Below are 24,892 nucleotides of genomic sequence, written 5' to 3' on the forward strand. Positions count from 1 at the left end.
ACATATGCAAGACAACCGCGTCACACCAGAGGCAGAGCCCGCAGAAAACGCAAAGCCTGAAGGATCGGTCGCAGATGCGGTCAGCGGCAACTGGGTGGACCGTTGGGCACCGGCATGGATGCGACCCTACTTGCGCCTTAGCCGTGCAGACCGTCCCATCGGGACATGGCTGTTGCTGATCCCCTGCTGGTGGGGGCTGGCGTTGGCGATTCTCTATGACCAAAGCCCCCGTTGGTCCGACCTGTGGCTGGTGGTGGCCTGCGCATTGGGCGCGTTTCTGATGCGCGGTGCGGGATGCACTTGGAACGACATCACCGACCGTGACATCGACGGGGCGGTCGAACGCACGCGCTCGCGTCCCATCCCCTCGGGTCAGGTCAGCGTGCGCGGGGCGCTGGTCTGGATGTGCTTGCAGGCGCTTTTGGCCTTTTTGATCCTGCTGACCTTTAACGCTGCGGCCATACGGATGGGTGTGCTGGCCCTGCTGCCGGTTGCGATCTATCCCTTTGCCAAGCGGTTTACATGGTGGCCGCAGGTGTTTCTGGGGCTGGCGTTCAACTGGGGTGCGCTGATGATCTGGGTCGCGCACACCGGATCGCTGGCGGCGCCTGCCATGGTGCTGTATCTGGCGGGGATTGCGTGGACACTGTTTTACGACACGATCTATGCTCATCAGGACACCGAGGACGACGCGCTGATCGGGGTGAAATCCACCGCCCGCCTGTTCGCTGAAAAGTCCCCCCAATGGCTGCGTCGCTTTCTGATGGCAACCGTGGGGCTGATGGGCATTGCAGTCATCTATGCCGCCCTGCCGCAAGCATCGGTTCTGGCACTGGTTCTGGCACTGGCCGGCCCTTGGGCGATGGGATGGCACATGGCGTGGCAGTTGCGCGGCTTTGATGCAAGCGACGCGGGAAAGTGTTTGCAACTGTTCCGCGCCAACCGTGACACCGGCATGATTCCGCTGGTGTTTTTTGTCGCAAGCCTGCTGGCGTGATTGAAACCACAAGGCGGGCCGCGTAACAAAGTCCGGTACAGTCACTGCCTACGGAATCCTCATGCGTCTCAGTTCGGCTCTGATCATCGCCATCACCTTTGCTGCGGCCGCTGCCGTGTCCGTCGTGGCGGCCAATTTCTCGGTCAAACTGATCGAGGAGACATCAGAGATCGGCGTTCGCGATGCGCTCGACGATGCAGGGGCAACGTGGGCCGAAGTGCAGGCTGACGGGCTGACCGTGACGCTGGCCGGAACTGCCCCGACCGAGGCCGATCGTTTTGCCGCCCTGACCACCGCGGGCACCGTGGTGGACGCCGCCCGCGTGATCGACGGAATGGAGGCCGAAGCGGTCGCCGCAATTCGCGCGCCCCGATTTTCTGCCGAGATTTTGCGTAATGATGCGGGCATTTCCATCATCGGGCTGATCCCCGACAGCACCGATCGCGACATCATCACCGACCGCTTTGCCGCAATGGCCGGTGCCGAAACACCTGTGGCTGATCTGATCGAAACCGCCAACTATCCGGCCCCCGAGGGGTGGGAGGACGCGTTGGGTTTTGCGCTGGTTGCGATGGAGCAACTGCCACGCGCCAAAGTGTCGGTCAGCGCAGGCCGCGTTGCGATCACGGCGATCACCGACAGCCTCAAGGACAAGCTGGCGCTGGAAAAATCGCTAAAATCCGCCGCCCCTCCGGGCCTGCGTCTGACGCTGGACATTTCGGCACCGCGTCCGGTTATCACGCCCTTTACCCTGCGCTTTATCATCGACGAAGAGGGCGCACGCTTTGACGCATGCAGCGCCGACACCGAAAAGGCGCGAACCCGCATCCTGACTGCCGCCACCAATGCAGGTATGGCACCCGAGGGACGCTGCACCGTGGGCATGGGCGTGCCGACACCGAACTGGGCACAAGCGGTCGAGCAATCCATCGCGGCACTGGCCAAGATCGGTGGCGGTTCGGTGACATTTTCCGATGCGGATGTGACCCTTCTGGCACAAGAAGGCTCTGATCAGGGCACGTTCGACACTGTGGTGGGCGAGCTGGAAAACGCCCTGCCCGAGGTTTTTGCGCTTCATGCCAAGCTGCCCGAAACCCAAGCGCCCGACCAAGGCCCGCCCGAATTCGTGGCCACCTTGTCACCCGAGGGTCAGGTGCAGCTGCGCGGACGGCTCAGCACCGAGAACCTGCGCAACATCGCTGACAGCTATGCACGGTCGCGCTTTGGCTCAGACAGTGTTTACACGGCGGCGCGGGTCGTCGAGGGGCTGCCCTCGGATTGGTCCACCCGCGTTCTGGCAGGACTGGAATCGCTGTCTTACCTGTCGAACGGGGCCATTACGGTTACCCCTGACAAGCTGACCGTATCAGGCAACACCGGAAACGCGGACGCCAGCGCAGAAATCGCGACCCTCTTGGCCGCCAAGCTGGGCGAGGCCGAAGATTTCGAGATCAGCGTGACCTATAGGGAAAAGCTGGACCCCGTGGCGTCGCTTCCCACGCCGGATGAATGCGAAGCCCAGATCAAGGCGATCACCGACAGCAACAAAATCAATTTTGAACCCGGCAGCGCCACAATCGACGCCGGTGCTTTGGGCACGATGGACGACATTGCCGAAGTTCTGAAAACCTGCGGCGAGTTGCGTCTTGAGATTCAAGGCCACACCGACAGTCAGGGCCGCGAAGAGATGAACCTGTCGCTCAGTCAGGCCCGCGCCCAATCGGTTTTGAACGAACTGCGTGCACGGCGCGTGCGCACGTCCACCTTCGAGGCCAAAGGCTATGGGGAAGAGCGCCCGATTCAGGACAATGGCACCGAAGAAGGCCGAGAAGCCAACCGCCGCATCGAATTTTGGTTGATCCGCCCCGAACCAAGCGCTCCAACACCGCAAACAACTCTGGAAAGCTTGGCCGAAAACGGTGATAACAACCCCGAGGACACCACCGAAGACGCAGCAGGCAGCACCGCGTCAGACTCGTCAGGGGACGCGACGGAATGAGCAGAACAGAATTCGTCATCGCGACGGCCATTATCCTATTTGTGGCCTTCAGCCTTGGATGGTTTGCAAACTGGCTGGTCCACCGGTTCAGCCGCGTGGCTCCGGGCGACGTGGCCGAACTGGACCGGATGAGTCAGGAATTGCACGAAGCGGAAGAGACCCGCGATCAGGCAATCACGTACCTGCAACAGCGCGAGGCCGAGTTGACCAACCAGCTAAGCCAGACCGAAGCAGAACTGCGCGCCGCGATGGACGGGCTGCGCGACGCCCGCCACGAAGCCGAAGAAATGCGCGCCTATATCGAGAAGAATCAGGCGGGCTGAAAAGGCGAAACGCCTCTGCCAGGGACAACGAGGGTCTACCAGCGGCTTAGCGCGTCTTCGTCGGCATCTTTCGCGGAGACCCAGTCGGACGCACCATTGGCGGTAATCTCGCGCTTCCAGAAAGGCGCACGGGACTTCAGGAAATCCATCAGATATTCTGCTGCCTCGAACGCATCGCGGCGGTGCGGGGCGGCGGTGGCAACCATCATGATTTGTTCACCCGGTGCCATTCGGCCATAGCGGTGGATCACCAACACATCGCCAAGGCTCCAACGCTCTTGCGCGCGGGTCGCAATGTCGGTCAGTGCGGACTCGGTCATACCGGGGTAATGTTCGATTTCCATTGCCACCAGCGGATCATCGGGCAGATCACGCACCACGCCGGAAAACGTTACAATCGCGCCCATATCCGTGTGACCCGCAGCAAAGGCGTTCGCCTCGGTCCCCATATCAAAGGGTGCCTCTTGCACGGTGATCCGCATGGCCTAGCCGCCTGTCATCGGTGGAAAAAACGCAACCTCGCGCACGCCAGCCAGCGGCGCGTCAAAGTCGGACAATTGCTGGTCCAGCGCCACCCGCAAGGCGCCAAGGTCGGAAAAGGCCAGATCATAGCGGTCTTCGCGGGCGCGCAGCTCGGCCACAAGATCATTCACCGTGGCGGCGTCCGTCTGGACCTGTTCACGCGGCAGGCCGATGCGTTCGCGCACCCATGCAAAATAGAGCACATTCATCAGACAGTCTCCTTGAGATGTGGCAGCGCCTTGCGGAAGTAATCCCAGCCGGTCATCAAAGTCAGCCCGGCGGCAGCCCACAGCAGGACAAGCCCCACGCCGCCCGACCAACGGGCCGCCATCAGTTTCCACCCCAGTCCGCCAGCCGTAGCGCTGTAATGTTCAAAAACCCCCTGCGAGAACAGAACCGCGATGGCGATCATTTGCAATGTGGTTTTCCATTTAGCCAGTTTCGTCACGGCCAGCGTACCGGCTACATCACCCAGAAACTCGCGCAACCCGCTGACAAAGACTTCGCGGAACAGGATCATCGTAGCGGGCAACACCAGCGACGCTTTCCAGCTTGAGAATCCGATAATGACCATCAGTGCGATCACCACCATCGCCTTGTCCGCGATCGGATCCAGCATCGCACCCAGTTTGGTCTGTTGCTTCCAAGCGCGGGCCAGATAACCATCGAACCAATCCGTGATCGCCGCACCCACAAACAGCACCAGTGCAAACCAGTCCGCGTAAAAGCGTGGAAAGAACAGGAACATGACCGCGACCATAGGGGCCGCAAGCAGCCGCAGGGTCGTCAGGGTATTGGGCAGGTTCCAGATCATATCAACGTGGTATCCTGTTGCGGGCCGATGGAAAAGGGTCAGATGGGAATGGCGGCGCGTATCCGTTCGACAGATTTCATCACGTGGTCCATCCAGCCCTGATCGGTGGGTGTGTCTTCGGATGAGAACCACGCGATGGACAGCTCGCGTGCCGGATCGACAAACAGGAACTGGCCATGAATGCCCAGCCCGTGGATCAGCGGCGCGTCACCGGGGTGAACGTACCATTTCGCACGGTAGTGCATTTGCTGGTTTTCGAACTTGTCGTGAAAGTCGCCGCGCAGCCACGCCGCGTTGTCGCCGTTGGTGACGATGTCTTCGATCCAGCCCTTGGGAATGATCTGCACACCGTCGCGGGCACCTTCCTCGATCATCAATTGCCCCACCAGCGCCAGATCGCGCGCCGTCAGGCACATGCCCCCTGCCCCGCGCGCCGCACCAATGCGGTCAACCGTGATATAGCCGGACGTTTCGGCCCCCATCGGCGCAAACAGCCGTTGCGAGACCAGATCGGCAAAGCGGACGCCCGTGGCGCGTTCCATCAACCACACCAGCAGGTCGGTTACAGGCGAAGCGTAGTAGAATGTTTCGCCATGCGGGCCGGTGCTGTCGGTCAGGCGCTCTTGAAAGCTGCGCAAGTCGCCAGCCACATCGCCCGCCGCCAGCGGGTTCCAGTTGGCGGCCTTGCGATAATCAACGATCACACCATCCGTGGCCGTATAGTCCTCTTCAAAGAACAGGCCCACCTGCATGTCCAAAGCATGGCGCACGGTGGCCCCGGCATAGGCCGTGCCGGAAACCTCGGGCAGGTATTTGGTCAGCAGGTCACCCATCGCCACTTCGCCACGTTCAACGAGAGTTCCCATGACCAAACCCAGCACCGATTTCGACACCGACATCAGAATATGCGGGTCAAAGCGGGTCATGCCGTTGCGATAGCTTTCGTGAACAACCTTGCCTTTGTGCAGGACCACCAGCGCGTCGTTCGCCATGCCATTTATCGCCGCGTCCAAATCGGCCGCAGACAGATCGGTGTCGCCCTCGGGCAGCACCCGCACGTTGGCCGGATCATTGCGGATTTCGGCGGATGGCACGACCTCGCGCACATGGTGAAATGCCCATGCGTTGAATGGCTGGGTGCGCCAGTTGGCCAGCGTGGCGCGGTCTTCTGGGGCGGGCGGGAAACCTTGCATCAGGGGCATATCTGGACCTTTTGTTATTCAGCAGCAGGGTCGGAGGAATACGCGGCAGAGGCAAGATGCAAATGCCGCTCAAGCGGCTGATTTACACCGCGTTCCTTCGGCTCAGGCCCCTATCCTGTCTGGAAATAGTCATAGATCTTTTGCGCCAGCGCCGCCGAGACGCCATCAACAGCCTTGAGATCGGCCAGATTGGCCCGCCCCACTGCCTTGGCAGAGCCGAAATGCGCCAACAACGCACGCTTGCGGGCTGCACCTACGCCGGGCACATCGTCCAGCGGCGTGGCGCCCACAGCCTTGGAGCGCTTTGCGCGGTGGGTGCCGATGGCAAAACGGTGCGCCTCGTCGCGCATCCGCTGGACGAAGTATAACACCGGATCATTGTGGCGCAGCGCCTTGACCGTTTTGCCGGTGCGGTGGAATTCTTCCTTGCCCGCGTCGCGGTCCAACCCTTTGGCAACGCCCACCATCGGAATATCGCCCACGCCGTGGTCTTCCATGATCTCTCGCACGGCACTGACCTGCCCCGCGCCGCCGTCGATCAACAGCAGGTCGGGCCACATGCCGCGCGTGCGGTCCGGGTCTTCCTTCAACAAACGTTTGAATCGACGGTTCAACACCTCTTTCATCATACCAAAGTCATCGCCGGGCGTCAGTTCATCGCCGCGAATGTTGAATTTGCGGTACTGGTTTTTCATAAACCCGTCGGGGCCTGCGACGATCATCGCGCCCACTGCATGTGCGCCCTGAATGTGGCTGTTGTCGTAAACCTCGACACGCGCGGGGGTTTTCGGCAAATCGAATGCATCTGCCACCCCTTGTAACAGACGTGTCTGCGTCGCGGTTTCGGCCATCTTGCGTGCCAGACTTTCGCGGGCGTTGCGCAGGGCGCTATCGATCAGTTCAGCCTTTTCGCCGCGCTGGGGCACCAGCAATTCAACCTTACGGCCCAATTTCTGCGTCAACGCGTCGGCCATAAGGTCGGGGTTCTCGACCTGATTGGACAAGATCAACTGGCGCGGCGGTTCGCGGGTATCATAGAATTGCCCGACAAAGGCTTCCAGCACTTCGGCCGCGTCCACATCTGCCCCCACACGCGGGTAATAGTCGTGGTTGCCCCAGTTCTGCCCCGCACGAATAAAGAACACCTGAACGCAGGCTTGCCCGTTTTCCAGATGCAGGGCGATGATGTCCGCCTCGTCGACGTTTTTGGGATTGATGCCCTGCGCCGTCTGCACCTGCGTCAGCGCCTTGATCCGGTCTCGCAGGGCCGCGGCGCGCTCGAACTCCATATTCTCGGAAGCCTGCGCCATCTCGCGCCCTAACCGGGCCTGAATATCGGTGGACTTGCCAGACAGAAACTTTTCGGCGTCCTGCACGGTCTGTTGATAGTCCTCAGGGCTGATTTTGCCCACACAGGGCGCGCTGCACCGCTTGATCTGATACTGCAAACAGGGGCGTGAGCGACTTTCGAACATGGAATTGGAACAGTCGCGCAGCAAAAACACCCGCTGCAACTGGTTCAGCGTACGGTTCACGGCACCGGCACTGGCAAAGGGGCCATAATAGGCACCCTTTTCCTTTTTCGCGCCCCGATGTTTTTTGATCTGTGGGTAATCACTGTCAGCAGTGACCAGAATGTTGGGAAAGCTTTTGTCGTCGCGCAGCAGCACGTTGAACTTGGGTTTAAGCTGCTTGATCAGGTTCTGTTCCAACAGCAGCGCTTCGGTTTCGGTGCGTGTGGTCAGAAACATCATCGACGCGGTGTTTTCGATCATCCGCGAAATCCGTGCGCTGTGGCCGGTGGGCCGCGCATAGGACGACACCCGCGCGCGCAGGTTGCGCGCCTTGCCCACATAAAGCACGCGGCTTTCGCTATCCAGCATCCGGTACACACCGGGCGAGGCGTCAATCGTCTTCAAATAGGCCTGAATAACTTTGTGGCCCTGCTCGGCTTTCGGAGTGGTATCATCGCTGTCATGCACCATGTTCAGATCGAATCCCCCAAGGGGTTGGCTGCAACAGAAGTGAAGCACCCCACAAGCATTTTGATGTCCACCGTTTCTGTGGATAAGTCTTTGGACAACTTTCCGACTGCGTGGATTTTCCGTTGAATTTGGCAGGCTTCCTTGGATTGCTCATTTTTTAGGCACACGCTGACATCGTTGTTTTTAAATGAAACTTCCCCAATCACCCGACAAACCTCTGAAAACACACACCTTTTCTTAACAGTTTTGTGACAAAGCCTAACGCAGTGCAAAACTTTTGCGGCGGCCTCTTTGTCTCGGGGTTGCAAGGCTGCGCAACTGTACCCGATTCGTGTCATTCCACACCTTGAACGTCCGGTGTGTGCCACGCCAGATGCTGTCCGCCATCCACGCACAGCAACTGACCTGTAATGGCAGGAGCATCCAGAAAATAGCCCAAAGCCGCCGTAACGTCCGTGGGATTGGCCCCACGCCCCAGTATCGTCGCCGCCCTCTGCGCGGCAAAATGTGCGTCGCTTTGCCGTGCCCCCTGAAGGGTCGGACCGGGGCCGATGGCATTGACGCGGATCGCTGGCGCCAATGCGCGCGCCGTGGTTTGGGTCAGCGCCCACAGACCCATCTTGGCCAGCGTATAGGTCATGAATTCCGGCGTCAGTTTGCGCACCCGCTGATCGACCATATTCACGATCAACCCCGTGGCGACAGGTTCGCCGTTCTCGTCGGTGTCGGCCTGCAACCCTTGGGCCGCCATCCGCTGTGTCAGCAGAAAAGGCGCGCGCAGGTTGCTGCCCATATGCTTGTCCCAATGGTCGCGGGTGGCGGAATGGATGGTGTCATATTCAAAGATCGAGGCGTTGTTGACCAGACAGGTAATCGGCCCGCCCAGCCCCTCGACCGCCTGCCCGAACAGCGTCTGGGTGGCGTCCTCGTCCAGCAGATCGGCCTGTATGGACAGGGCATTGCGGCCCATATCCCTGATCAGACCCACGACCTCCTCCGCGCCTTCGGATGTGGTTGCGTAATGCACCGCAACGTCATGACCTCGCCCGGCAAGGTAAAGCGCCATTGCGCGGCCAAGACGATGGCCGGCACCGGTGACAAGGCTGCGGGTCATGGGCGATCCTTTCGGGGCGTCAGATGCAGAACAATACGACCAACACATAGGCCACGTACAGCACGGTCAAGATCACACCCCATATCCGCGTGATGTCACGCCCGAAATATACAAAGGGCAGCAGCAACAGCGCAGACGCCAGCATGACCCAAAAATCGAACGTCAAGAATTGCGGATCAACAGGAATGGGGCCAACCATCGTGGCCACGCCGATGATGCCCAGCAGGTTGAACATATTCGACCCGATCACATTGCCCAGCGCCACATCTGCCTGACGACGCAGGGCCGCCATCACCGTGGTGGCCAGTTCAGGCAGCGACGTGCCCACAGCCACCAGCGTCAGACCGATCACCGTATCGCTGACCCCATAGGTTTCAGCGATCAGTGTCGCATTGGTCACCAGCAGTTCCGCCCCCAACGGCAAGCCCACCAGACCAGCGACGAGATAGGCCAGAATGCGCCACATTTTCATGTCGGGGTCTGCACCTTCGATTTCTTCGGTGCAGAAGTCCTGGTCTTCGGCAGCTGCGGCAACGGCGGCGGCGCGTTCGGCTTTGCCTGCACGACGATGGCAGCGCGCCTGACGCATGGCGTCGGTCAGCACAAAGGCCAGCATCGCCAGCAGGAGCAGCCCCGAAATCCAGTCATAGACCCCGCGCACGCCCAACCCGATGAACACCAGCGTGGCCACCAGCATAAAACGAAAGGTTTTGCGGGTATTATGTTCCGACGTGTGCATCGTCGCCAGCAGCGCAGGCAAGCCCAACACCAGCAGCACGTTGGCTGTGTTCGACCCCACGACATTGCCCAATGCCAAACTCGGCACACCGTCAAGGATCGCGCGGATCGAAATCAGCAGCTCGGGCGCCGAAGTGCCAAAAGCCACGATGGTCAGACTGATAATCAGCGCAGGCACGCCAAAGCGCAGGCTAAGGTTAACCGCCCCCTTCACCAACGCATCGCCTGCCAGCAACAAAATCACGAGCCCAAGGCCCGACAGAATCCACGGCAAGATCATCAATCAGCCTTTTTTACGACAGGGACAGGGAGATGTGCCAATGCGGTGGCGGCCACAGCGGGTGCATTTGGACTGGGTGAACCGTTTGCCACCCAACCAGTGCATTTTTCCGAAAAAGCCCAGTACCGCAATAAAGACAAAAAACAGAACTATGATCTTGAGCAGCATGGATTACAGCCCGAACCGGGAATAGGCGGCGCGTTCTTCGATCATATGGCCCGCATCTTCGACCACCTGCGCGCCAAAGCGCGACCAGAACGGGCGGCGCACGCCGTAACGGCGCAAGCGAACCTTGTCACCGAAACGCTCTTTGAGAACCGGTTTCAGATGGCCGATGCCGTCGATCAGGCCCAACTCGGTGGCGCGTTTGGCCAGCCAGACTTCGCCGGTGAACAGTTCTTCGGTGCTGTCCAGTTTGGACCCGCGCCGCGCGGTCACGTGGTCGATAAAATTGGTGTGGATGTCGTTCAGCAGCCGGTCCAGCCTTGCCACGTCCTCTTCCTTTTCGGGGCGAAATGGGTCGTTCATCGACTTGGATTTACCCGCAGTATGTACGCGCCGTTCAATGCCATAGCGGCCGATCAGCTCGTGCAAACCGAACCCTGCCGAGATGACGCCGACGGACCCCACAACCGATGAAGGGTCTGCATAAATCTCGTCTGCCGCTGCCGCCAGCCAATAGCCACCCGAGGCCGCCACATCTTCGACAAAGGCGATAACCGGAATTTTCTTTTCCTCGGCCAGCCGCCGGATGCGCGCCCCGATCAACGAGGATTGCACAGGGCTGCCACCGGGCGAGCTGATTTCCAGCGCGACAGCCACCGGCTTGCCCCGCGAGAACGCTTTTTCAAGGATCGGTCCAAGGTTGGCGTCATTCAACGTGCCGCGTGTGCCGCCAGCGATCACACCTTGCATGCGGACCACGGCGACGCTCGGGCCGGATTTCATAAAGGGTACAAAGCGTTTCATACCGCTGATGTAGACAGCACAGGCGGGGCAAACAAGGCCAAGCGCACTTTATTCCCGAATGCGCCAGCCTGTGCGGAAAATCCAGCCGATCACCAGCAGGCAAAGGGTCGTAAATGCGGCAATCGCCAGCAGGCTGATGCCAATCGGCACGTCGGCGATGCCAAAGAACGCCCAGCGAAAGCCCGAGATCAGGTAAACCACCGGATTGAACATCGAAATGGCCTGCCAGACGGGGGGCAGCATCGAAATCGAATAGAACGATCCGCCAAGAAAAACCAAGGGTGTGACGATCAGCAAGGGCACCAGTTGCAACTGTTCAAAATTCTTGGCCCAAATGCCGATGATGAACCCGAACAGCGAAAAGCTGACGCAGGTCAGCACCAGAAACAGCACCATCGCACCGGGGTGCAGAATCTGGAGGTCGACAAAGAAAAACGCGGTGATCAGGATGATCGTGCCGATAAACATCGCCTTGGTCGCCGCTGCCCCCACATAGCCCAGAACAATTTCCAGAAAATTCACGGGCGCCGACAGCAATTCATAGATTGTGCCGATGAACTTGGGGAAATAGATGCCGAATGACCCGTTCGAGATGCCTTGGGTCATCACCGACAGCATGATCAGCCCCGGCACGATGAACGCGGCATAACTGACACCTTCGACTTCGTTGATACGGCTGCCGATCGCGGCGCCGAAAACGACGAAATACAGCGATGTCGACAGCACCGGCGAGATAAGAGATTGCAGGAACGTGCGGAAAAACCGCGTCATTTCAAAAACGTAGATCGACTTGATTGCTGTCCAGTTCATGCCGCATCCTCTTTGACCAGAGTCACAAAAATATCTTCAAGCGAGGATTGCCGCGTGACCACATCACGCAGCACCAGTCCTTCGGCGGCCACATCGCTAAGCAGATTGGTGATGCCCGTGCGTTCGGCACGGGTGTCGTAGGTGTAAATCAGGCAGGAACCATCCGGCCCAAGGCGCAGCGCGTCCGACTTCAGGCTTGCGGGCAGTGCATCCAACGGTGCGCTCAGTTGCACTTCCAGCTCTTTCTTACCCATGCGCTGCATCAGCGCGTCCTTGTCCTCGACCAACAGAATCTCGCCCTTGGCAATCACACCGATGCGGTCGGCGATGGCTTCGGCTTCTTCGATGTAGTGGGTGGTCAGAATAATGGTCACCCCGTCGGCCTTCAGATCGGCCACGATGTCCCACATGTCCTTGCGCAGCTCGACATCCACACCGGCGGTCGGTTCATCTAGAAACAGCACGCGCGGCTCGTGGGCCAGTGCCTTGGCGATCAGCACGCGGCGTTTCATGCCGCCCGACAGTTCCTTGATCTGGTTGTTACGCTTGTCCCACAAAGACAGACGTTTCAGGATGTTTTCGATCAGCGCTTCGTCGCTGCGCTTGCCGAACAGACCCCGCGAAAAGCGCACAGTGCTGATGACCCGTTCAAAGGGTTCCAGCGCAACCTCTTGGGGAACCAGCCCGATCATCGAACGTGTGGCGCGAAAATCTGTGCCGATGTCGTGGCCACCCACCGTCACAGTGCCCGACGTGGGTGTGGCGATGCCGCACACCACCGAGATCAACGTGGTCTTGCCAGCGCCGTTCGGGCCCAGCAGTGCAATGATTTCACCCTGTTCGATGGACAGGTTCACGCCTTTCAGCGCTTCGAACCCGTCGTCATAGGATTTCTTGAGATTGCGGATTTCTAGGATAGTGGACATGCGGGCCTCCGGCAGCTTCGGAAGATGTATCTAGCTCCTATGCCCGAACATGACCAGCGCAGCAGCGCACAGACACCTGTGCGCCCGCTGCCTTGTCCATCCGGTGCGGCGGTCAGTCCTTGCCGGTCAGCCGACCCAACCAGCCCTTTTTGGGTTCTTCAGCCTCAGCGCCGGCGTCAGCGTTGTCAACGGGCGCCTCTTCGGGTGCGGGGCCTTCGACCGCGGCCTTGAAGTTGTCAAAAAACTGGTCGGCCATCTTTTTGGCAAAGCCGTCGATGATCCGGCTGCCCAGCTGCGCCAGCTTGCCACCGACCTTGGCCTCGACGTCATAACTCAGTTCGGTGCCGCCATCCTTTTCGGTCACACGCACGTCCGCGCCGCCCTTGGCAAAGCCTGCGGCACCGCCTTTGCCTTCGCCGCTGATGGTCAGCGATTGGTTTTCGACCATCTCGGACAGGGTCACCTGCCCCTTGAACGTGGCTTTTACAGGGCCGACCTTTTGCACCACGGTCGCTTCAAAGCCTTCTTCGGGCGATCCGGTCACGTCTTGCGCACCGGGAACGCAGGCCTGCAGTACCTTGGGGTCCAGCAATGCGGCATAAACAGCGGCGGGCGGGGCGTCGATCTGGCGTGTGTCGGTCATTTTCATGTGGAAGGCTCCCTCTGGACTATGTTCAGGTCATACCCCAGCGCGTCTGCTGCGCCAAGAGGGGGTGACAGATGCGAAGATCATGCTAGTGCTGATTTATGACAACCCAGCCCCAGAATCGCGCCAACATCGGCATACTCTTTATCCTGATCGGCATTTTCTGCATTTCGATCAATGATATGCTGATCAAGCAGCTTTCGGGCGGCTATCCCTTGCACGAGATCGTCTTTGTCCGCTCGGCCATTGGTGTACTGATCACGCTGTTTATTGTACAACTCGAAGGCGGCTGGGGCATTCTGCGCACCTCGACCCCGTGGTTGCACGCAGTGCGCGGACTGCTGATTGTCATTTCCAATATGTCCTATTTCGTCGCACTGGCGGCGCTGCCGCTGGCCGACGCCACGGCGCTGTTTTTCGCGGCACCATTGTTTATCACACTGCTGTCCATTCCGGTTCTGGGCGAAAAGGTCGGGCCCCTGCGCATCGGTGCAGTGATCGCAGGCTTTGTCGGTGTCGTCATCATGCAGCGCCCTTGGGCCGATGCGGGCGAACTGGATGTGTCGCGGCTGGTGCTGTTGCTGCCCGTCCTGTCGGCGCTGACCTATGCGTTGAACCAGCTGATGACCCGCAAACTGGGCGTGACCAGCAAGGCCAGCGCCCTGTCGGTCTATATTCAGGTGATGTTCATTCTGGTGTCGCTGGCGTTTTTCGCCATCGCCGGAGACGGACGCTTTGCCGAAGGATCGACCAACGCCTCGGTGCTGTTTTTGCTGCGCGCATGGATATGGCCCGCATCCGGTGACATCTGGGCCTTTGTCGGACTGGGGCTGAACTCGGCTGCGGTCGGCTATTGCCTGTCACAAGCCTACCGGATGGCAGACGCGGCGACTGTCGCCCCGTTCGAATATGTGGGCCTGCCGCTGGCGGTGCTCTGGGGCTGGGCGGTCTTTTCGGAATTGCCGGTGCTTGAGGTCTGGATCGGCATTACGCTGATCCTGTCGTCGGGGTTGTTCGTGTTCCTGCGCGAACAGAAAAAGGCGCGCATGGTCGCACGCGCCAAGGTCAAGCTGCGCTGATCCGGATCACGACTTTGCCAGTGGCCTGACGCCTGCGCAGCAGGTCCAGACCGTCGTTGGCCTGCTCCAGCGACAGCACATTGCTGACATGGGGACGCAACTGGCCCGCGTTATACCACGCAATCAACCGCGCAAAGCTGCGCGTCAGCACGTCGGGGGCAAAGCGTTTGTAGCCGCCGACATAGAACCCGATCACCGTCAGGTTCTTCACCAGCAGGATATTGGCGGGAATTTGCGGCACCGTGCCGCTGGCAAAACCGATGGGCAGGATGCGCGCCTCGGGGTTGCAGGCGCGCAAGGCAGCCGTGAACAGATCACCGCCAATCGGATCATAGACCACATCGGCACCGCCCAACGCCAGCACCGCCTCGCGCAGATCATCGCTATCACTGTCGATCAGATGATCAGCCCCTGCGGCGCGGGCAATCTCCAGCTTTTCGGCACCACGGGCACAGGCGATGACCTCGGCGCCCATCAGCTTGCCCAACTCGACCGCCGTCAGGCCGACGCCGCCAGAGGCACCCAACACCAACAACCGTTCACCAGCTTGCAGATGTGCGCGGTGGTCCAGCGCCATGTGACTGCTGGCATAGGCCACCAGAAAGGCCGCCGCATCCGCGTCCGGCATATCGTCGGAAATCGGCACACAGGCACTGGCGGGCACCACGGCATAATCCGCCAGACCGCCATGCCCCGGATTGGCCGCAACCCGCTGGCCAATGCCCAGCCCGCGCACACCTTCGCCAAGCGCATCGATTACGCCGCACAGCTCCATCCCCGGTGTCACGGGCAGGTCAAATTTTTCCTGATATTTTCCAATCTGAACCAGCGTATCGGCAAAATTCAGACCGCAGGCCAGCACCCGCACCCGTACTTCGCCCGCCGCAGGTTCCGGCAGGGCGATGTCATGCAGTTCCAGCGGCGCACCCAGCGCCGTGACCTGCATCGCACGCATCAGAATGCCTCGGGCCGCGCCTCACGCGCCATGTGGTCCAGAACCGCATTCACAAAGCTGGGTTCCTTGCCATCGGGAAAGAACGCTTTCGCCACATCGACATATTCGACAATCACCACCTTGGGCGGCGTGCCGGTGTCGCGAAACTCGGCCCCTGCCGCGCGGAACAGTGCCCGCAGCGTCGGGTCGATCCGTGCAATCGGCCATTTCGCCACCAGCGCACGGTCGGTCATCTGGTCGATGGACGCCTGATAGTTCACCGCATCTTCCAACACGCGCGCGAAATGGTCGGGGTCGCCCTCTTGCATCTCGTCGCCTTCATAGATCGCACCGAAACGGTGGTCCAGAAACTCGCGCCGCACCGCCTCGACGGTCATGCTGGAATGTTCCATCTGGAACAGCGCCTGCACTGCATATAGCCGCGAAGCCGAGCGCATTTTGCGTTTTTGATTGCCCGAAAGGGTCATGCTGTCGTGGATCCGTCTGTATCGCCTGCAAGCAGGATGTTCTCAGAGGCCGGTTTGAACCCGATGCCTTTGCTTTGGCCCCGCCACTTACGGGCGAGCGCGACAAGATGCAAGGCCGCAGCAGCAGCCCCGCCGCCCTTGTTCTGGCCCTTGGTGTCGGCGCGCACTTCGGCCTGCTTGCGGTTTTCGACCGTCAGGATGCCGTTGCCGATACACAGTCCCTGCAAGCCCAGCAATTGCAGCGCACGACTGCTGTCGTTGCACACGGTTTCGTAATGACTTGTCTCGCCCCGAATGACACAGCCCAGCGCCACATAGCCGTCAAAATTCGACGCGCGGTCCGAGATGCCGATAGCGGTGGGAATTTCCAACGCTCCGGGCATTTCAACCAGATCCCAAGTGCCGCCTGCGGCTTCGATCTCGGCCTTGGCACCGGCCACCAGATTGTCTGCGATGTCCTTGTAATAGGGCGATACGACAATCAAGATTTTCACAGGCCGGTCAAATGCAGGGCGGTCAAGGACGTAATGTTGCTCGGTTCCGGCCATCAGGCGTCTCCCATGATCGGGCGTGTGCCCGTGATTTCCAGATTGTACGAATCCAGCCCGACATAGCGTGTTTGCGGGTGATCGGTCAGCAGGACCAGTTGATTCACCCCCAGATTGGACAGGATCTGCGCACCAAGTCCGGTGTTCTTGACCGTGCGCGGACCGTCTTCGTCGGCCTCCTTGTCAGTCAGCGTCTTGCGCGGCTGGCGGAACAGACAAACAATGCCCCGCCCTTCCTGCGCAATGATCTCCATCGCGCGCGGCAGTTCGCTGGCAGGGGTCGGACCAAGCCCCAGAACATCGGTTGACACATCCAGCGCGTGCGTGCGCACCAGCACCGGTTCGGGTGTGGTAATGTCGCCCTTGATCAATGCCACATGTTCAATGCCGAAAGTCTGGTCAGTGAATATCCGCATGTCCCATTCGCCGCCGAATTCCGACGTGACCATGCGCGCATCGGTCTGGTCGACCAGATTGTCGTGACGACGACGATAGGCGATCAGATCGCTGATCGCGCCGATCTTCAGCCCGTGCTCGGCCGCATAGTCCACCAGATCGGGCAGCCGTGCCATTTCACCGTCGGGCTTCATGATCTCGCAGATCACCGATGCGGGGTAATGTCCGGCCAATCGCGCCACGTCACAGCCTGCCTCGGTGTGACCGGCGCGCACCAGCACACCACCGGGGCGGGCGCGCAGCGGAAACACATGGCCCGGTGTCGCGATGTCCGCCGCACCGGCCTGCGGGTTGATGGCTGTGGCCACTGTCAGCGCACGGTCGGCGGCGGAAATGCCGGTGCTCACGCCCTCGCGCGCCTCGATGCTGACAGTAAAGGCGGTCTCGTGCCGCGATGAATTGTGCATCGCCATCATCGGCAGGCCCAGTTCCTCGATCCGTTCGGCCGGCAGCGTCAGACAGATCAGCCCGCGCCCGTGCGTCGCCATGAAGTTCACCGCCTTGGCATCGGCAAAGCCTGCGGGAATCACCAGATCGCCTTCGTTCTCGCGGTCTTCGTGGTCGACCAGAATAAACATCTGCCCCGCCCGCGCGGCCTCGATGATTTCCTCGATGGGGCTGATCGCGCCCGCAAAGCCGCCTTCGACGGGGCCGGGCGTTTCATATGTCTTGCTGTCGGGCATGTGGGCCTCCCTTGAATGTGTTATCCGGCAGATAAGCCCTGTGGTGACAAAACGCCAGTGCGGGCTACTCCACATAAGCTCGTGCAAAATTGCGCATGAGATGATGCCGCAAGGTTATTTGCCACAAACGGCCCCGACCGCCTAGGCTTGGGGGGCTGCCCCCTCAGGGCGCACCAATTGGGAGGAACTATCATGAATCGACTGAAAACCGGCTTTGCCGTCGGGGCCTTTGCTATTGCCACCGCATTTGCCAGCGTCACAAGCACACTGGCCGAGGATCTGCCACGCGGTGATGCCGCCGAACTGGGTTTTGACCCTGCGCGCCTGGCTCGCTTGGACGCCACCTTTGGCGCGCTGATCGACAAGGGAATGACCCCCGGCGCCGTTCTCATGCTGATCCGCGACGGCCAGATCGCGCACCTGTCTACCTTGGGCAAACGCACGCCCGACGGCGCGCCGATGAGCGAAGACGCGATTTTCCGCATCTATTCGATGACCAAACCGATCACCACGGTCGCCGCGATGATGCTGGTGGAAGAAGGTCGCCTGCTGCTGGAAGCGCCAGTGGCCACCTACCTGCCCGCCTTCAAAGACATGACCGTGGTCACCGGCGAAACCGACGCCGAGGGCAAGGCGGTCACCCGTCCCGCCAAAAGCGCCATGACCGTGCGCGACCTGATGCGCCACACCTCGGGGCTGACCTACGGCTTTTTCGGCACGGGCCCTGCGCGCGATGCCTATAATGCCGCCGACGTCTGGTCGTCCGAAAACACCGGCATCGAACAGGCCAATCTGCTGGCCAGCCTGCCACTGGAACATGATCCGGGCACCACTTGGGAATATTCGCGCTCGACCGATGTGCTGGGTGCCGTGGTCGAGACCGTCTCGGGCCAAACCCTCGAAGAGTTCATGACCGCCCGCATATTCGACCCGCTCGGTATGACCGACACCACCTTTTACGTGGATGACGAAGCGGACCACGCGCGCATCGCCGAACCCTTCTCCGATCAGGCCAAACTGGGCGAAAGCGACGTTTTCGATCCACGCGTGCGCAAACCCAACCAGTCGGGCGGCGGCGGTCTGATGTCCACGGTTCATGACTATGCCAAGTTCGCGCAAATGATGCTGAACGGGGGCGAACTGAACGGCACCCGTCTTTTGTCGCCCAAAACAGTGCAACTGATGACCTCCAATCACCTCGAAGGCATCACACCCGGCAAATACTACCTGCCCGGCCCCGGCTACGGCTTTGGTCTTGGCTATGCGGTGCGTCTTGACGACGGCAACGCACCGTCCTTTGGCACGGCTGGCGACTACAACTGGGGCGGCGCTGCAGGCACAGGCTATTACGCCGACCCGCAAGAAGACATGATTGCGTTGCTGATGATCCAGTCACCGGCCAACCGTGGCCCGCTGCGCATGATCTTCAAGAATCTGGCTTTCTCGACCATCGCAGACAGCCGCGCTGACGACTGAACCGGCAAAGGCCCTGCACATCCGCGCAGGGCCTTTTCTTCATCTTGCCAGACAAACTCCGGGGGAGCGCCGCAGGCGCGGGGGCAGAGCCCCCAAAACCCGCGCGGCGGCTTACTTCAGCCCTTCAGCCTGCGCCCATTCCAGCGTCCGGTCCAGTGCCCGCCCCAGCTTTTCAAGCAACTCGTCAATCTGCGCCTCGGTGATGATCAACGGTGGGCAGATCCCGATTGTCTCGTAGATGTTGCGGATAATCAGACCCTCTTCGGCCGCAAACTTGGCCGTCATGGCCGCAATCTTGCCAGCGGGTTCGAACGACGCCTTGGTCGCCTTGTCGCGCACCAGTTCGACACCCGCGATCAGGCCGATGCCACGCACTTCACCCACCAGCGAATGGTCCGAGAACGCCCGCAAACCCGATTGCAGCCGGTCCGCCAGACGCGCCGCGTTGCCCATCAGGTCTTCTTCCTGAATGATGTTCAGGTTTTCGATGCCGACGGCACAGGCCACCGGGTTGCCCCCTGCGGTAAACCCGTGTCCCAGCGTGCCCAGCTCTGCGGTGTAATCCGCAATCACCTGATAAACCGCATCGGTCATCAGGATCGCCGCCAGCGGCATATAGGACGATGTCAGCTGTTTCGACGTCACCAGAATGTCGGGCGTAAAGCCGTAGGTCTGACAGCCGAAGGGCTGGCCGGTGCGACCAAATCCGTTGATAACCTCGTCCGAGACCAGCAGAATATCGTATTTGCGGCACAGCGCCTCGATCCCCGGCCAATACCCTTCGGGCGGGGTCATCACGCCACCCGCACCCATGACCGGTTCACCGATGAAAGCCGCGATTGTATCGGGGTCTTCCGCAAGGATGGTGTCCTCGGCCTCTTTCAGCAGGCGCGCGGTGAATTCAGTCTCGCTTTCGCCCTCATGCGCCCAGCGATAGTGATGCGGGCAGGTCAGGTGCACGACGGGAATCGCAGGCAGGTCAAAGCCGCGCTGGTTGCCTGGCAGGCCGGTCAGCGAACCCGAGGCGATGGTGATACCGTGATACCCCTTGTTGCGGGCAAGGAATTTCTTCTTTTTCGGGCGGCCCAGCATATTGTTCATGAACCAGACGAATTTCACCACCGTGTCGTTCGCTTCGGAACCCGAGTTGGTGTAAAAAACTTTGGTCAGATGCTCGGGCGTCATTTCCACCAGCTTTTCGGCCAGCAGGATGCCCGGCGCGTGCGCCTTGTGGGCAAAGTTCTGGATATAGGGCAGTTCGGACATCTGCTTGGCCGCCGCCTCGACCAGCCGCGGCTGGGAAAAACCGACCGCGACCGACCACAGGCCAGCCAGCCCTTCGAGGTACTTTTTGCCCTCGCTGTCATAGACATAGCAGCCGTCACCCTTGGTGATGATCATTGGCCCCTGTTCTTCGTGTACCCGTGCATTGGTATAGGGGTGCAGTTGATAGGCAATGTCGGTTTCGTGCAGCGAGTTGGAACGCGTGTTCATTTTGACTTCCCGTAGATCTAGGCGGCGTAAGGCACGCCAGTTTCAGAATTGCATGTCCCGTCCGGTGTATCCGGCTAGAAATGCGACAAGCGATGTGGTCAGATCCGGCGAAAGGTATCCGCCCTCCTGAACCAGAACAGTGGGCAATCCGGCGGCGGCGATCATACCACCCACGCGCGAAAAGCCGTCAAAGGTGACCTGTAACCCTTTCAGGGGGTCGTTTTCATGCGCATCCAACCCAAGGCTGACAACTAGCGCATCAGGCTTGAACGCGACCACGCGGTCAAGCCCCGAAGCCACAGCTTCGCACCAACCATCGTCACCCGTACTCTGCGGCAACGGGATATTCAGATTGTACCCGTCGCCTGCGCCCCGTCCGGTTTCGTGTGCGTAGCCCACGAAGAACGGATAATAGGTTTGCGGCGTTGCGTGAACCGACACGAACAGCACATCGTCACGCTCGTAAAAGATGTCCTGCGTGCCGTTGCCGTGGTGCACGTCGATATCAAGAATCGCGACACGGCCATAGGTCTCGCGCAAGGCTTCGGCGGCGACAGCGGCGCAATTGATCATGCAGTGCCCCGCCACAATGTCGGCAGAGCTGTGATGCCCCGGCGGACGGCACAGCGCATAGGCCACGTCGTCCCCGCCGATCACTGCCTGTGCAGCATCATGCGCGGCAGCGGCGGCACCCAATGTCGCCTCCCACGAGTTCTTGCCCAGTGGCGCGGACGTGTCGCCCATGTGCCAACCTGCCTTGCCCACGATATGACTGGGGTAGGTGCGCTCGGAATTCAGTGCATGCACGTTCGGCACCACCTCGGGGCCGGCCCCGTCCAGCGCCTTCCACTGGTCCCAACCGGTTTCCAGAAAGGCCAGAAGTTCAGGCGTGTGAACCTTTTCCAGCAGGGCGCGCGGCGCGCGGCCCGGCTCGGTCACCGGCATGTCCAGTCGGTCAAGCCCCGCCAGCAGCAACTGCGCCCGCTCGGCCTGTTCGGCGTTGCGGGCAATGACACCCAAATAAAGGCGAAACACAGGGTCGTGCGACTCGGTGGTTTTGGCGTAAAAGCACTTCATTCCGGTTTACTTTCCTGCTGGTCGAAAAAATGCTGCGTCACCAACTCTTTGGCGACGCTAATATGATAGCTGATGGCTGCAACCGCGCGGTCCGCATCGTGCAGCGCGATGGCCTCGACGATCGGCTCGTGCGTTTCGGCCATTTGGTGCGAATCGTCGTAAAGCCGTCCGATCACCAGCAACCCCAGCTTGGTTTCGTTCGCAATCTGGTCAAAAAGCTGTAAAAACCGCAAGTTACCCGAGCTTTCGCAGATCAGCCTGTGAAACTGCATATCCGCCGAGACATGCGCCATCAGATCGGCCTCTTCGTCCGCCAGCCTGTGCAACTCTGCAACTTGGGCACGCAATGCGGGCAGGGCCGCTTCGGCGTTGGTTTCGGTCAGTCGCCGGATGGCTGCGGTTTCCAGCAGGATACGCAGATCGTAAAGGTCCGAGACCGACACCGCAGACACGACTTTGACAAAGAAACCGCGGTTGGTCCGGTATTCGACCAACCCCGAGGATTCCAGCAGCCGCAGCGCCTCTCGCACGGGGGCGCGGCTAAGGTCCATCTGGCGGGCAATGGTCGATTCGGCCAGCCGTGCGCCCGAGGGTATTCCCCCCGACAAAATCGCATCGACCAAAGTTTTGGCGACCCGGTCCACAAGTCCATCGCGATTGAGTGGAACAAATCCGCTGTGCTCAGCCAACACTTTTTTCTCCGCAAAACAGCATTGCCCAAATCCCCAGCTTTACCCGATTTTGGTATCTGATGATTTGTCGTTTGTCGACAATCTTCTTGACTCACCGCCTTCGAGTCAATCTTCTGTCCCCACAGATATACCTTCTTGTGGAAAGGCCGACGCTATGGCGACAACCGCGCAGCCCAGGACCGAAGAAACCATTTCCATTGGTGGTGGCACCCCGACCCGCGCGCCCCGTGATGCTACGGACGAGGGGCAGATTCGCATCGACCTTGCTGCGGCCTATCGGCTGATCGCGCTCAAGGGGATGGATGATAGCATCTTCACACATATCTCGGCCCGCCTGCCGGACGGACCTTCGGGCAGCAAACGGTTCTTGCTGAACCCATATGGCCTGATGTTCGACGAAGTCACCGCCTCGAACCTTGTGACGGTGGACGAAACCGGTGCCATCATTGACGACCCGTACGGCGCAGGTGTGAACGCTGCGGGCTTCACCATTCACTCGGCTGTCCACATGGCGCGACATGACGCTGCCTGTGTCCTGCACACGCACACCGTCGCCGGTGTGGCCATCAGTTCGCTGCAAGAGGGGCTGCTGTCGCTGAACCAGTGGTCGGCACAGTTTCACGGGGCCATCGCCTTTCATGACTACGAAGGTATCGCGCTGAATCTGGAAGAGCGTGCGCGCATCGTGGCCGACCTTGGTGATCTTAACGTGATGCTCTTGCGCAGCCACGGCACGCTGATCTGCGGGCGCTCTGTCGCCGAGGCGGTCAAGCTGGCGTTCAATCTCGAACGCTCGTGCAAGGCACAGATTGCGGCACTGTCCACAGGGCTGACGCCAATTCTATTGCCTGACGACGTCGCCGCTCACACAGCGGCGCAATATGCCCGCGCCTATGATAAAACCGAAGCTGCCGGTGTCGATCCCGAATGGGACGCCATGCTGCGGCAGCTTGACCGGCAGGCACCGGCCTATGCCGACTGATCCATAACCCAGACCTGCGCAAAAGCGGGCAAACCGTCACCCCAAACCAACAGGGACGATCACTATGAAACATCTGAAACTGACAACATTCCTTGTGGCCGCGATGCTGGCCACCGGCGCCGCGGCGCAACAAGACGGCGGGCGTCTTGACCTGATCGTACAACCCGAGCCACCCGGCCTGATGCTGGGCCTTGTGCAGAACGGTCCCACCCAGATGGTCGCGGGCCAGATTTACGAGGGTCTGCTGCGGTACAACACCGACCTTGAACCGCAACCCTCGCTGGCGAAAAGCTGGGAGATTGCGGAAGACGGCATGACTTATACGTTCCATCTGAACGAGGGTGTCACATGGCATGACGGCACGCCGTTCTCTGCCGAGGACGTGGTGTTTACCACCAAGTTCCTGCAAGACAACCATGCGCGTTTCCGCGCGGCCTTCAGCCATGTGGAAAGCGTCGATGCGCCTGACGCCAACACCGTCGTGATCAATATGAAAGAGCCTTATGGCCCGTTCATAAACGCCTTCGAGGCAGGCTCGATGCCGATTGTGCCCAAGCACATCTACGAAGGCACGGATTATGCCACCAACGAGATGAACGCCACGCCCATCGGCACCGGCCCCTACAAGTTCGTCGAATGGAGCAAAGGCAGCTATATCCATCTGACCAAGAACGATGACTACTACATCGACGGTCTGCCACACATCGAAGACCTGTATTACCGCGTGGTGCCCGACGCGGCCTCGCGTGCTGTGGCCTTCGAGACCGGTGAAGTCTCTGTCCTGCCCGGTGGCGCGGTCGAAAACTGGGATGTGAAACGGCTGACCGAGATGGACGGCGTGTGCTCCACTTCCAAGGGCTGGGAATTCTTTGCGCCCCACGCATGGATGTGGCTGAACAACCGCGAAGGGCCGACCGCAGACAAGCGTTTCCGCCAAGCCGTCATGTTCGCACTGGATCGCGAATTTGTAAAAGACGTGGTCTGGAACGGCTTTGGCACAGTGCCAACCGGCCCTGTGTCGTCCAAGACAAACTTCTATACCGATGATGTTCCGCAGTACCCGCATGACCCTGAAAAGGCCAAGGAACTGCTGGCGGAGATGAACTATGACGGCACACCGGTGCGCGTGTTGCCCCTGCCCTATGGCGAGACATGGCAGCGTTGGGCCGAGGCGGTAAAGCAGAACCTCGAAGAGGTCGGCATCAAAGTTGACATCGATTCAGCCGATGTTGCGGGTTGGAACGAGAAGACGGCCAGCTGGGACTATGACATGGCCTTTACCTATCTGTACCAATACGGCGACCCCGCATTGGGTGTGGCGCGGAACTATACCGCTGACCAGATCAAAAAGGGCAGCCCGTGGAACAACGTCGAGGGATATGAAAACCCCGAGTTGGACAAGATGTGGGCGGCTGCCGCAATCGAGCCCGACAACGAAAAGCGGCAAGAGATGTATACCGAAATCCAGCAACAGATCGTCGAGGACGTTCCCGTCGCTTGGCTGTTGGAAATCGAGTTTCCCACCATCTACCGCTGCAACATCAAGAACCTGATCACCACGGGCATCGGCCTGAACGACGGGCTGCGCGACGCCTGGATCGAACAGTAAAATCTTCTCCCGGGCGGGGCCTTCGGGCCCCGTCTCCCCGCCCTTCGGG

The 24,892-nt window shown here is 60.2% G+C and carries 25 protein-coding genes; 7 read left to right on the forward strand and 18 right to left on the reverse strand.

From position 1 onward, the window contains the following. The first annotated feature begins 4 nt into the window (after positions 1-4). The 3 genes from ubiA to SULPSESMR1_RS12305 all read left to right on the forward strand — a co-directional run bounded on the left by ubiA (position 5) and on the right by SULPSESMR1_RS12305 (position 3,319). A complete protein-coding gene (gene ubiA, locus SULPSESMR1_RS12295; RefSeq protein WP_089421088.1) occupies positions 5-997 on the forward strand; it encodes a 4-hydroxybenzoate octaprenyltransferase in 993 nt (330 codons plus the stop codon). A 61-nt stretch (positions 998-1,058) separates the two neighbouring features. Then, positions 1,059-2,996, forward strand: coding sequence for an OmpA family protein (locus SULPSESMR1_RS12300; protein WP_089421089.1), 1,938 nt, complete (start codon positions 1,059-1,061; stop codon positions 2,994-2,996). Next, positions 2,993-3,319: a hypothetical protein gene (locus tag SULPSESMR1_RS12305; protein WP_089421090.1), complete on the forward strand. Its 327-nt coding sequence runs from the start codon at positions 2,993-2,995 to the stop codon at positions 3,317-3,319. Before SULPSESMR1_RS12300 ends, SULPSESMR1_RS12305 begins: the two co-directional genes overlap by 4 nt. Before the next feature lie 35 nt (positions 3,320-3,354). Here the strand turns inward: SULPSESMR1_RS12305 and SULPSESMR1_RS12310 are convergent, their stop codons facing one another. The 11 genes from SULPSESMR1_RS12310 to SULPSESMR1_RS12360 all read right to left on the reverse strand — a co-directional run bounded on the left by SULPSESMR1_RS12310 (position 3,355) and on the right by SULPSESMR1_RS12360 (position 13,328). Beyond that, entirely contained in the window at positions 3,355-3,801 is a 447-nt protein-coding gene (locus SULPSESMR1_RS12310; protein ID WP_089421091.1) for a molybdenum cofactor biosynthesis protein MoaE, read from the reverse strand. Between the two features lie 3 nt (positions 3,802-3,804). Beyond that, complete coding sequence (moaD, locus tag SULPSESMR1_RS12315; RefSeq protein WP_089421092.1) at positions 3,805-4,050, reverse strand: molybdopterin converting factor subunit 1; 246 nt, start codon at positions 4,048-4,050, stop codon at positions 3,805-3,807. Beyond that, positions 4,050-4,655 carry a CDP-diacylglycerol--glycerol-3-phosphate 3-phosphatidyltransferase gene (gene pgsA / locus SULPSESMR1_RS12320; RefSeq protein ID WP_089421093.1) on the reverse strand — a complete coding sequence of 202 codons (606 nt, stop codon included), beginning with the start codon at positions 4,653-4,655 and terminating at the stop codon, positions 4,050-4,052. Before pgsA ends, moaD begins: the two co-directional genes overlap by 1 nt. 38 nt (positions 4,656-4,693) lie before the next feature. Beyond that, positions 4,694-5,857: a serine hydrolase domain-containing protein gene (locus tag SULPSESMR1_RS12325; protein WP_089421094.1), complete on the reverse strand. Its 1,164-nt coding sequence runs from the start codon at positions 5,855-5,857 to the stop codon at positions 4,694-4,696. A 110-nt stretch (positions 5,858-5,967) separates the two neighbouring features. Next, the gene (uvrC, locus tag SULPSESMR1_RS12330; protein ID WP_089421095.1) at positions 5,968-7,842 is read right to left on the reverse strand and encodes an excinuclease ABC subunit UvrC; all 1,875 of its coding nucleotides are present in this window, start codon (positions 7,840-7,842) and stop codon (positions 5,968-5,970) included. Positions 7,843-8,176: 334 nt separating this feature from the next. Further along, on the reverse strand, positions 8,177-8,956 hold the full coding sequence (locus SULPSESMR1_RS12335) for an SDR family oxidoreductase (RefSeq protein ID WP_089421096.1): 780 nt from the start codon (positions 8,954-8,956) through the stop codon (positions 8,177-8,179). A 19-nt stretch (positions 8,957-8,975) separates the two neighbouring features. Continuing rightward, complete coding sequence (locus tag SULPSESMR1_RS12340) at positions 8,976-9,974, reverse strand: calcium/sodium antiporter (protein ID WP_198362796.1); 999 nt, start codon at positions 9,972-9,974, stop codon at positions 8,976-8,978. A gap of 171 nt (positions 9,975-10,145) precedes the next feature. Continuing rightward, positions 10,146-10,943, reverse strand: a complete 798-nt coding sequence (locus tag SULPSESMR1_RS12345; protein WP_089421097.1) for a S49 family peptidase — start codon at positions 10,941-10,943, stop codon at positions 10,146-10,148. Positions 10,944-10,991: 48 nt separating this feature from the next. Next, positions 10,992-11,753: an ABC transporter permease gene (locus SULPSESMR1_RS12350; protein WP_089421098.1), complete on the reverse strand. Its 762-nt coding sequence runs from the start codon at positions 11,751-11,753 to the stop codon at positions 10,992-10,994. Then, positions 11,750-12,679, reverse strand: coding sequence for an ABC transporter ATP-binding protein (locus SULPSESMR1_RS12355; RefSeq protein WP_089421099.1), 930 nt, complete (start codon positions 12,677-12,679; stop codon positions 11,750-11,752). The genes SULPSESMR1_RS12350 and SULPSESMR1_RS12355 overlap by 4 nt, the downstream gene beginning before the upstream one ends. Positions 12,680-12,791: 112 nt before the next feature. After that, complete coding sequence (locus tag SULPSESMR1_RS12360; protein ID WP_089421100.1) at positions 12,792-13,328, reverse strand: CoxG family protein; 537 nt, start codon at positions 13,326-13,328, stop codon at positions 12,792-12,794. A gap of 98 nt (positions 13,329-13,426) precedes the next feature. Between SULPSESMR1_RS12360 and SULPSESMR1_RS12365 the strand changes: the two genes are divergently transcribed. After that, positions 13,427-14,404, forward strand: coding sequence for a DMT family transporter (locus SULPSESMR1_RS12365; RefSeq protein WP_089421101.1), 978 nt, complete (start codon positions 13,427-13,429; stop codon positions 14,402-14,404). Here SULPSESMR1_RS12365 and SULPSESMR1_RS12370 read toward each other — a convergent pair. The 4 genes from SULPSESMR1_RS12370 to ribB are packed head-to-tail and all read right to left on the reverse strand — an operon-like array spanning position 14,391 to position 17,513. After that, positions 14,391-15,359 carry an NADPH:quinone oxidoreductase family protein gene (locus tag SULPSESMR1_RS12370; protein WP_089421102.1) on the reverse strand — a complete coding sequence of 323 codons (969 nt, stop codon included), beginning with the start codon at positions 15,357-15,359 and terminating at the stop codon, positions 14,391-14,393. The two genes, SULPSESMR1_RS12365 and SULPSESMR1_RS12370, sit on opposite strands and share 14 nt — an antisense overlap. Then, positions 15,359-15,826, reverse strand: a complete 468-nt coding sequence (nusB, locus tag SULPSESMR1_RS12375) for a transcription antitermination factor NusB (protein ID WP_089421103.1) — start codon at positions 15,824-15,826, stop codon at positions 15,359-15,361. Before nusB ends, SULPSESMR1_RS12370 begins: the two co-directional genes overlap by 1 nt. Next, positions 15,823-16,374, reverse strand: coding sequence for a 6,7-dimethyl-8-ribityllumazine synthase (locus SULPSESMR1_RS12380; protein WP_089421104.1), 552 nt, complete (start codon positions 16,372-16,374; stop codon positions 15,823-15,825). The genes nusB and SULPSESMR1_RS12380 overlap by 4 nt, the downstream gene beginning before the upstream one ends. Continuing rightward, positions 16,374-17,513, reverse strand: a complete 1,140-nt coding sequence (gene ribB, locus SULPSESMR1_RS12385) for a 3,4-dihydroxy-2-butanone-4-phosphate synthase (protein ID WP_089421105.1) — start codon at positions 17,511-17,513, stop codon at positions 16,374-16,376. The genes SULPSESMR1_RS12380 and ribB overlap by 1 nt, the downstream gene beginning before the upstream one ends. A 192-nt stretch (positions 17,514-17,705) precedes the next feature. On the opposite strand from ribB, the gene SULPSESMR1_RS12390 reads away from it, so the two are divergent. Beyond that, positions 17,706-18,989: a serine hydrolase domain-containing protein gene (locus SULPSESMR1_RS12390; RefSeq protein WP_089421106.1), complete on the forward strand. Its 1,284-nt coding sequence runs from the start codon at positions 17,706-17,708 to the stop codon at positions 18,987-18,989. A 111-nt stretch (positions 18,990-19,100) separates the two neighbouring features. Here SULPSESMR1_RS12390 and SULPSESMR1_RS12395 read toward each other — a convergent pair whose 3' ends face one another. Genes SULPSESMR1_RS12395 through SULPSESMR1_RS12405 form a run of 3 tightly spaced genes read right to left on the reverse strand, consistent with a single transcriptional unit; the run spans position 19,101 to position 22,252 of the window. After that, entirely contained in the window at positions 19,101-20,483 is a 1,383-nt protein-coding gene (locus tag SULPSESMR1_RS12395; RefSeq protein ID WP_089421107.1) for an aspartate aminotransferase family protein, read from the reverse strand. A 42-nt stretch (positions 20,484-20,525) separates the two neighbouring features. Continuing rightward, the gene (locus SULPSESMR1_RS12400; protein WP_089421108.1) at positions 20,526-21,560 is read right to left on the reverse strand and encodes a histone deacetylase family protein; all 1,035 of its coding nucleotides are present in this window, start codon (positions 21,558-21,560) and stop codon (positions 20,526-20,528) included. Continuing rightward, entirely contained in the window at positions 21,557-22,252 is a 696-nt protein-coding gene (locus tag SULPSESMR1_RS12405) for a GntR family transcriptional regulator (RefSeq protein ID WP_089421109.1), read from the reverse strand. Before SULPSESMR1_RS12405 ends, SULPSESMR1_RS12400 begins: the two co-directional genes overlap by 4 nt. Before the next feature lie 154 nt (positions 22,253-22,406). On the opposite strand from SULPSESMR1_RS12405, the gene SULPSESMR1_RS12410 reads away from it, so the two are divergent. Then, the gene (locus tag SULPSESMR1_RS12410; protein ID WP_089421110.1) at positions 22,407-23,234 is read left to right on the forward strand and encodes a class II aldolase/adducin family protein; all 828 of its coding nucleotides are present in this window, start codon (positions 22,407-22,409) and stop codon (positions 23,232-23,234) included. A 64-nt stretch (positions 23,235-23,298) separates the two neighbouring features. Then, positions 23,299-24,843, forward strand: a complete 1,545-nt coding sequence (locus SULPSESMR1_RS12415; RefSeq protein ID WP_089421111.1) for an ABC transporter substrate-binding protein — start codon at positions 23,299-23,301, stop codon at positions 24,841-24,843. Positions 24,844-24,892: the final 49 nt, after the last annotated feature.

The sequence above is a fragment of the Pseudosulfitobacter pseudonitzschiae genome (genome assembly GCF_002222635.1).
Lineage (GTDB): Bacteria > Pseudomonadota > Alphaproteobacteria > Rhodobacterales > Rhodobacteraceae > Pseudosulfitobacter > Pseudosulfitobacter pseudonitzschiae_A.

What these genes read in the sequence shown, in the direction of transcription:
- ubiA (WP_089421088.1), top strand. Translation starts at nt 5, where the DNA reads ATGCAAGACAACCGCGTCACACCAGAGGCAGAGCCCGCAGAAAACGCA.
- SULPSESMR1_RS12300 (WP_089421089.1), top strand. Translation starts at nt 1,059, where the DNA reads ATGCGTCTCAGTTCGGCTCTGATCATCGCCATCACCTTTGCTGCGGCC.
- SULPSESMR1_RS12305 (WP_089421090.1), top strand. Translation starts at nt 2,993, where the DNA reads ATGAGCAGAACAGAATTCGTCATCGCGACGGCCATTATCCTATTTGTG.
- SULPSESMR1_RS12310 (WP_089421091.1), bottom strand. Translation starts at nt 3,801, where the DNA reads ATGCGGATCACCGTGCAAGAGGCACCCTTTGATATGGGGACCGAGGCG.
- moaD (WP_089421092.1), bottom strand. Translation starts at nt 4,050, where the DNA reads ATGAATGTGCTCTATTTTGCATGGGTGCGCGAACGCATCGGCCTGCCG.
- pgsA (WP_089421093.1), bottom strand. Translation starts at nt 4,655, where the DNA reads ATGATCTGGAACCTGCCCAATACCCTGACGACCCTGCGGCTGCTTGCG.
- SULPSESMR1_RS12325 (WP_089421094.1), bottom strand. Translation starts at nt 5,857, where the DNA reads ATGCCCCTGATGCAAGGTTTCCCGCCCGCCCCAGAAGACCGCGCCACG.
- uvrC (WP_089421095.1), bottom strand. Translation starts at nt 7,842, where the DNA reads ATGGTGCATGACAGCGATGATACCACTCCGAAAGCCGAGCAGGGCCAC.
- SULPSESMR1_RS12335 (WP_089421096.1), bottom strand. Translation starts at nt 8,956, where the DNA reads ATGACCCGCAGCCTTGTCACCGGTGCCGGCCATCGTCTTGGCCGCGCA.
- SULPSESMR1_RS12340 (WP_198362796.1), bottom strand. Translation starts at nt 9,974, where the DNA reads ATGATCTTGCCGTGGATTCTGTCGGGCCTTGGGCTCGTGATTTTGTTG.
- SULPSESMR1_RS12345 (WP_089421097.1), bottom strand. Translation starts at nt 10,943, where the DNA reads ATGAAACGCTTTGTACCCTTTATGAAATCCGGCCCGAGCGTCGCCGTG.
- SULPSESMR1_RS12350 (WP_089421098.1), bottom strand. Translation starts at nt 11,753, where the DNA reads ATGAACTGGACAGCAATCAAGTCGATCTACGTTTTTGAAATGACGCGG.
- SULPSESMR1_RS12355 (WP_089421099.1), bottom strand. Translation starts at nt 12,679, where the DNA reads ATGTCCACTATCCTAGAAATCCGCAATCTCAAGAAATCCTATGACGAC.
- SULPSESMR1_RS12360 (WP_089421100.1), bottom strand. Translation starts at nt 13,328, where the DNA reads ATGAAAATGACCGACACACGCCAGATCGACGCCCCGCCCGCCGCTGTT.
- SULPSESMR1_RS12365 (WP_089421101.1), top strand. Translation starts at nt 13,427, where the DNA reads ATGACAACCCAGCCCCAGAATCGCGCCAACATCGGCATACTCTTTATC.
- SULPSESMR1_RS12370 (WP_089421102.1), bottom strand. Translation starts at nt 15,359, where the DNA reads ATGCGTGCGATGCAGGTCACGGCGCTGGGTGCGCCGCTGGAACTGCAT.
- nusB (WP_089421103.1), bottom strand. Translation starts at nt 15,826, where the DNA reads ATGACCCTTTCGGGCAATCAAAAACGCAAAATGCGCTCGGCTTCGCGG.
- SULPSESMR1_RS12380 (WP_089421104.1), bottom strand. Translation starts at nt 16,374, where the DNA reads ATGGCCGGAACCGAGCAACATTACGTCCTTGACCGCCCTGCATTTGAC.
- ribB (WP_089421105.1), bottom strand. Translation starts at nt 17,513, where the DNA reads ATGCCCGACAGCAAGACATATGAAACGCCCGGCCCCGTCGAAGGCGGC.
- SULPSESMR1_RS12390 (WP_089421106.1), top strand. Translation starts at nt 17,706, where the DNA reads ATGAATCGACTGAAAACCGGCTTTGCCGTCGGGGCCTTTGCTATTGCC.
- SULPSESMR1_RS12395 (WP_089421107.1), bottom strand. Translation starts at nt 20,483, where the DNA reads ATGAACACGCGTTCCAACTCGCTGCACGAAACCGACATTGCCTATCAA.
- SULPSESMR1_RS12400 (WP_089421108.1), bottom strand. Translation starts at nt 21,560, where the DNA reads ATGAAGTGCTTTTACGCCAAAACCACCGAGTCGCACGACCCTGTGTTT.
- SULPSESMR1_RS12410 (WP_089421110.1), top strand. Translation starts at nt 22,407, where the DNA reads ATGGCGACAACCGCGCAGCCCAGGACCGAAGAAACCATTTCCATTGGT.
- SULPSESMR1_RS12415 (WP_089421111.1), top strand. Translation starts at nt 23,299, where the DNA reads ATGAAACATCTGAAACTGACAACATTCCTTGTGGCCGCGATGCTGGCC.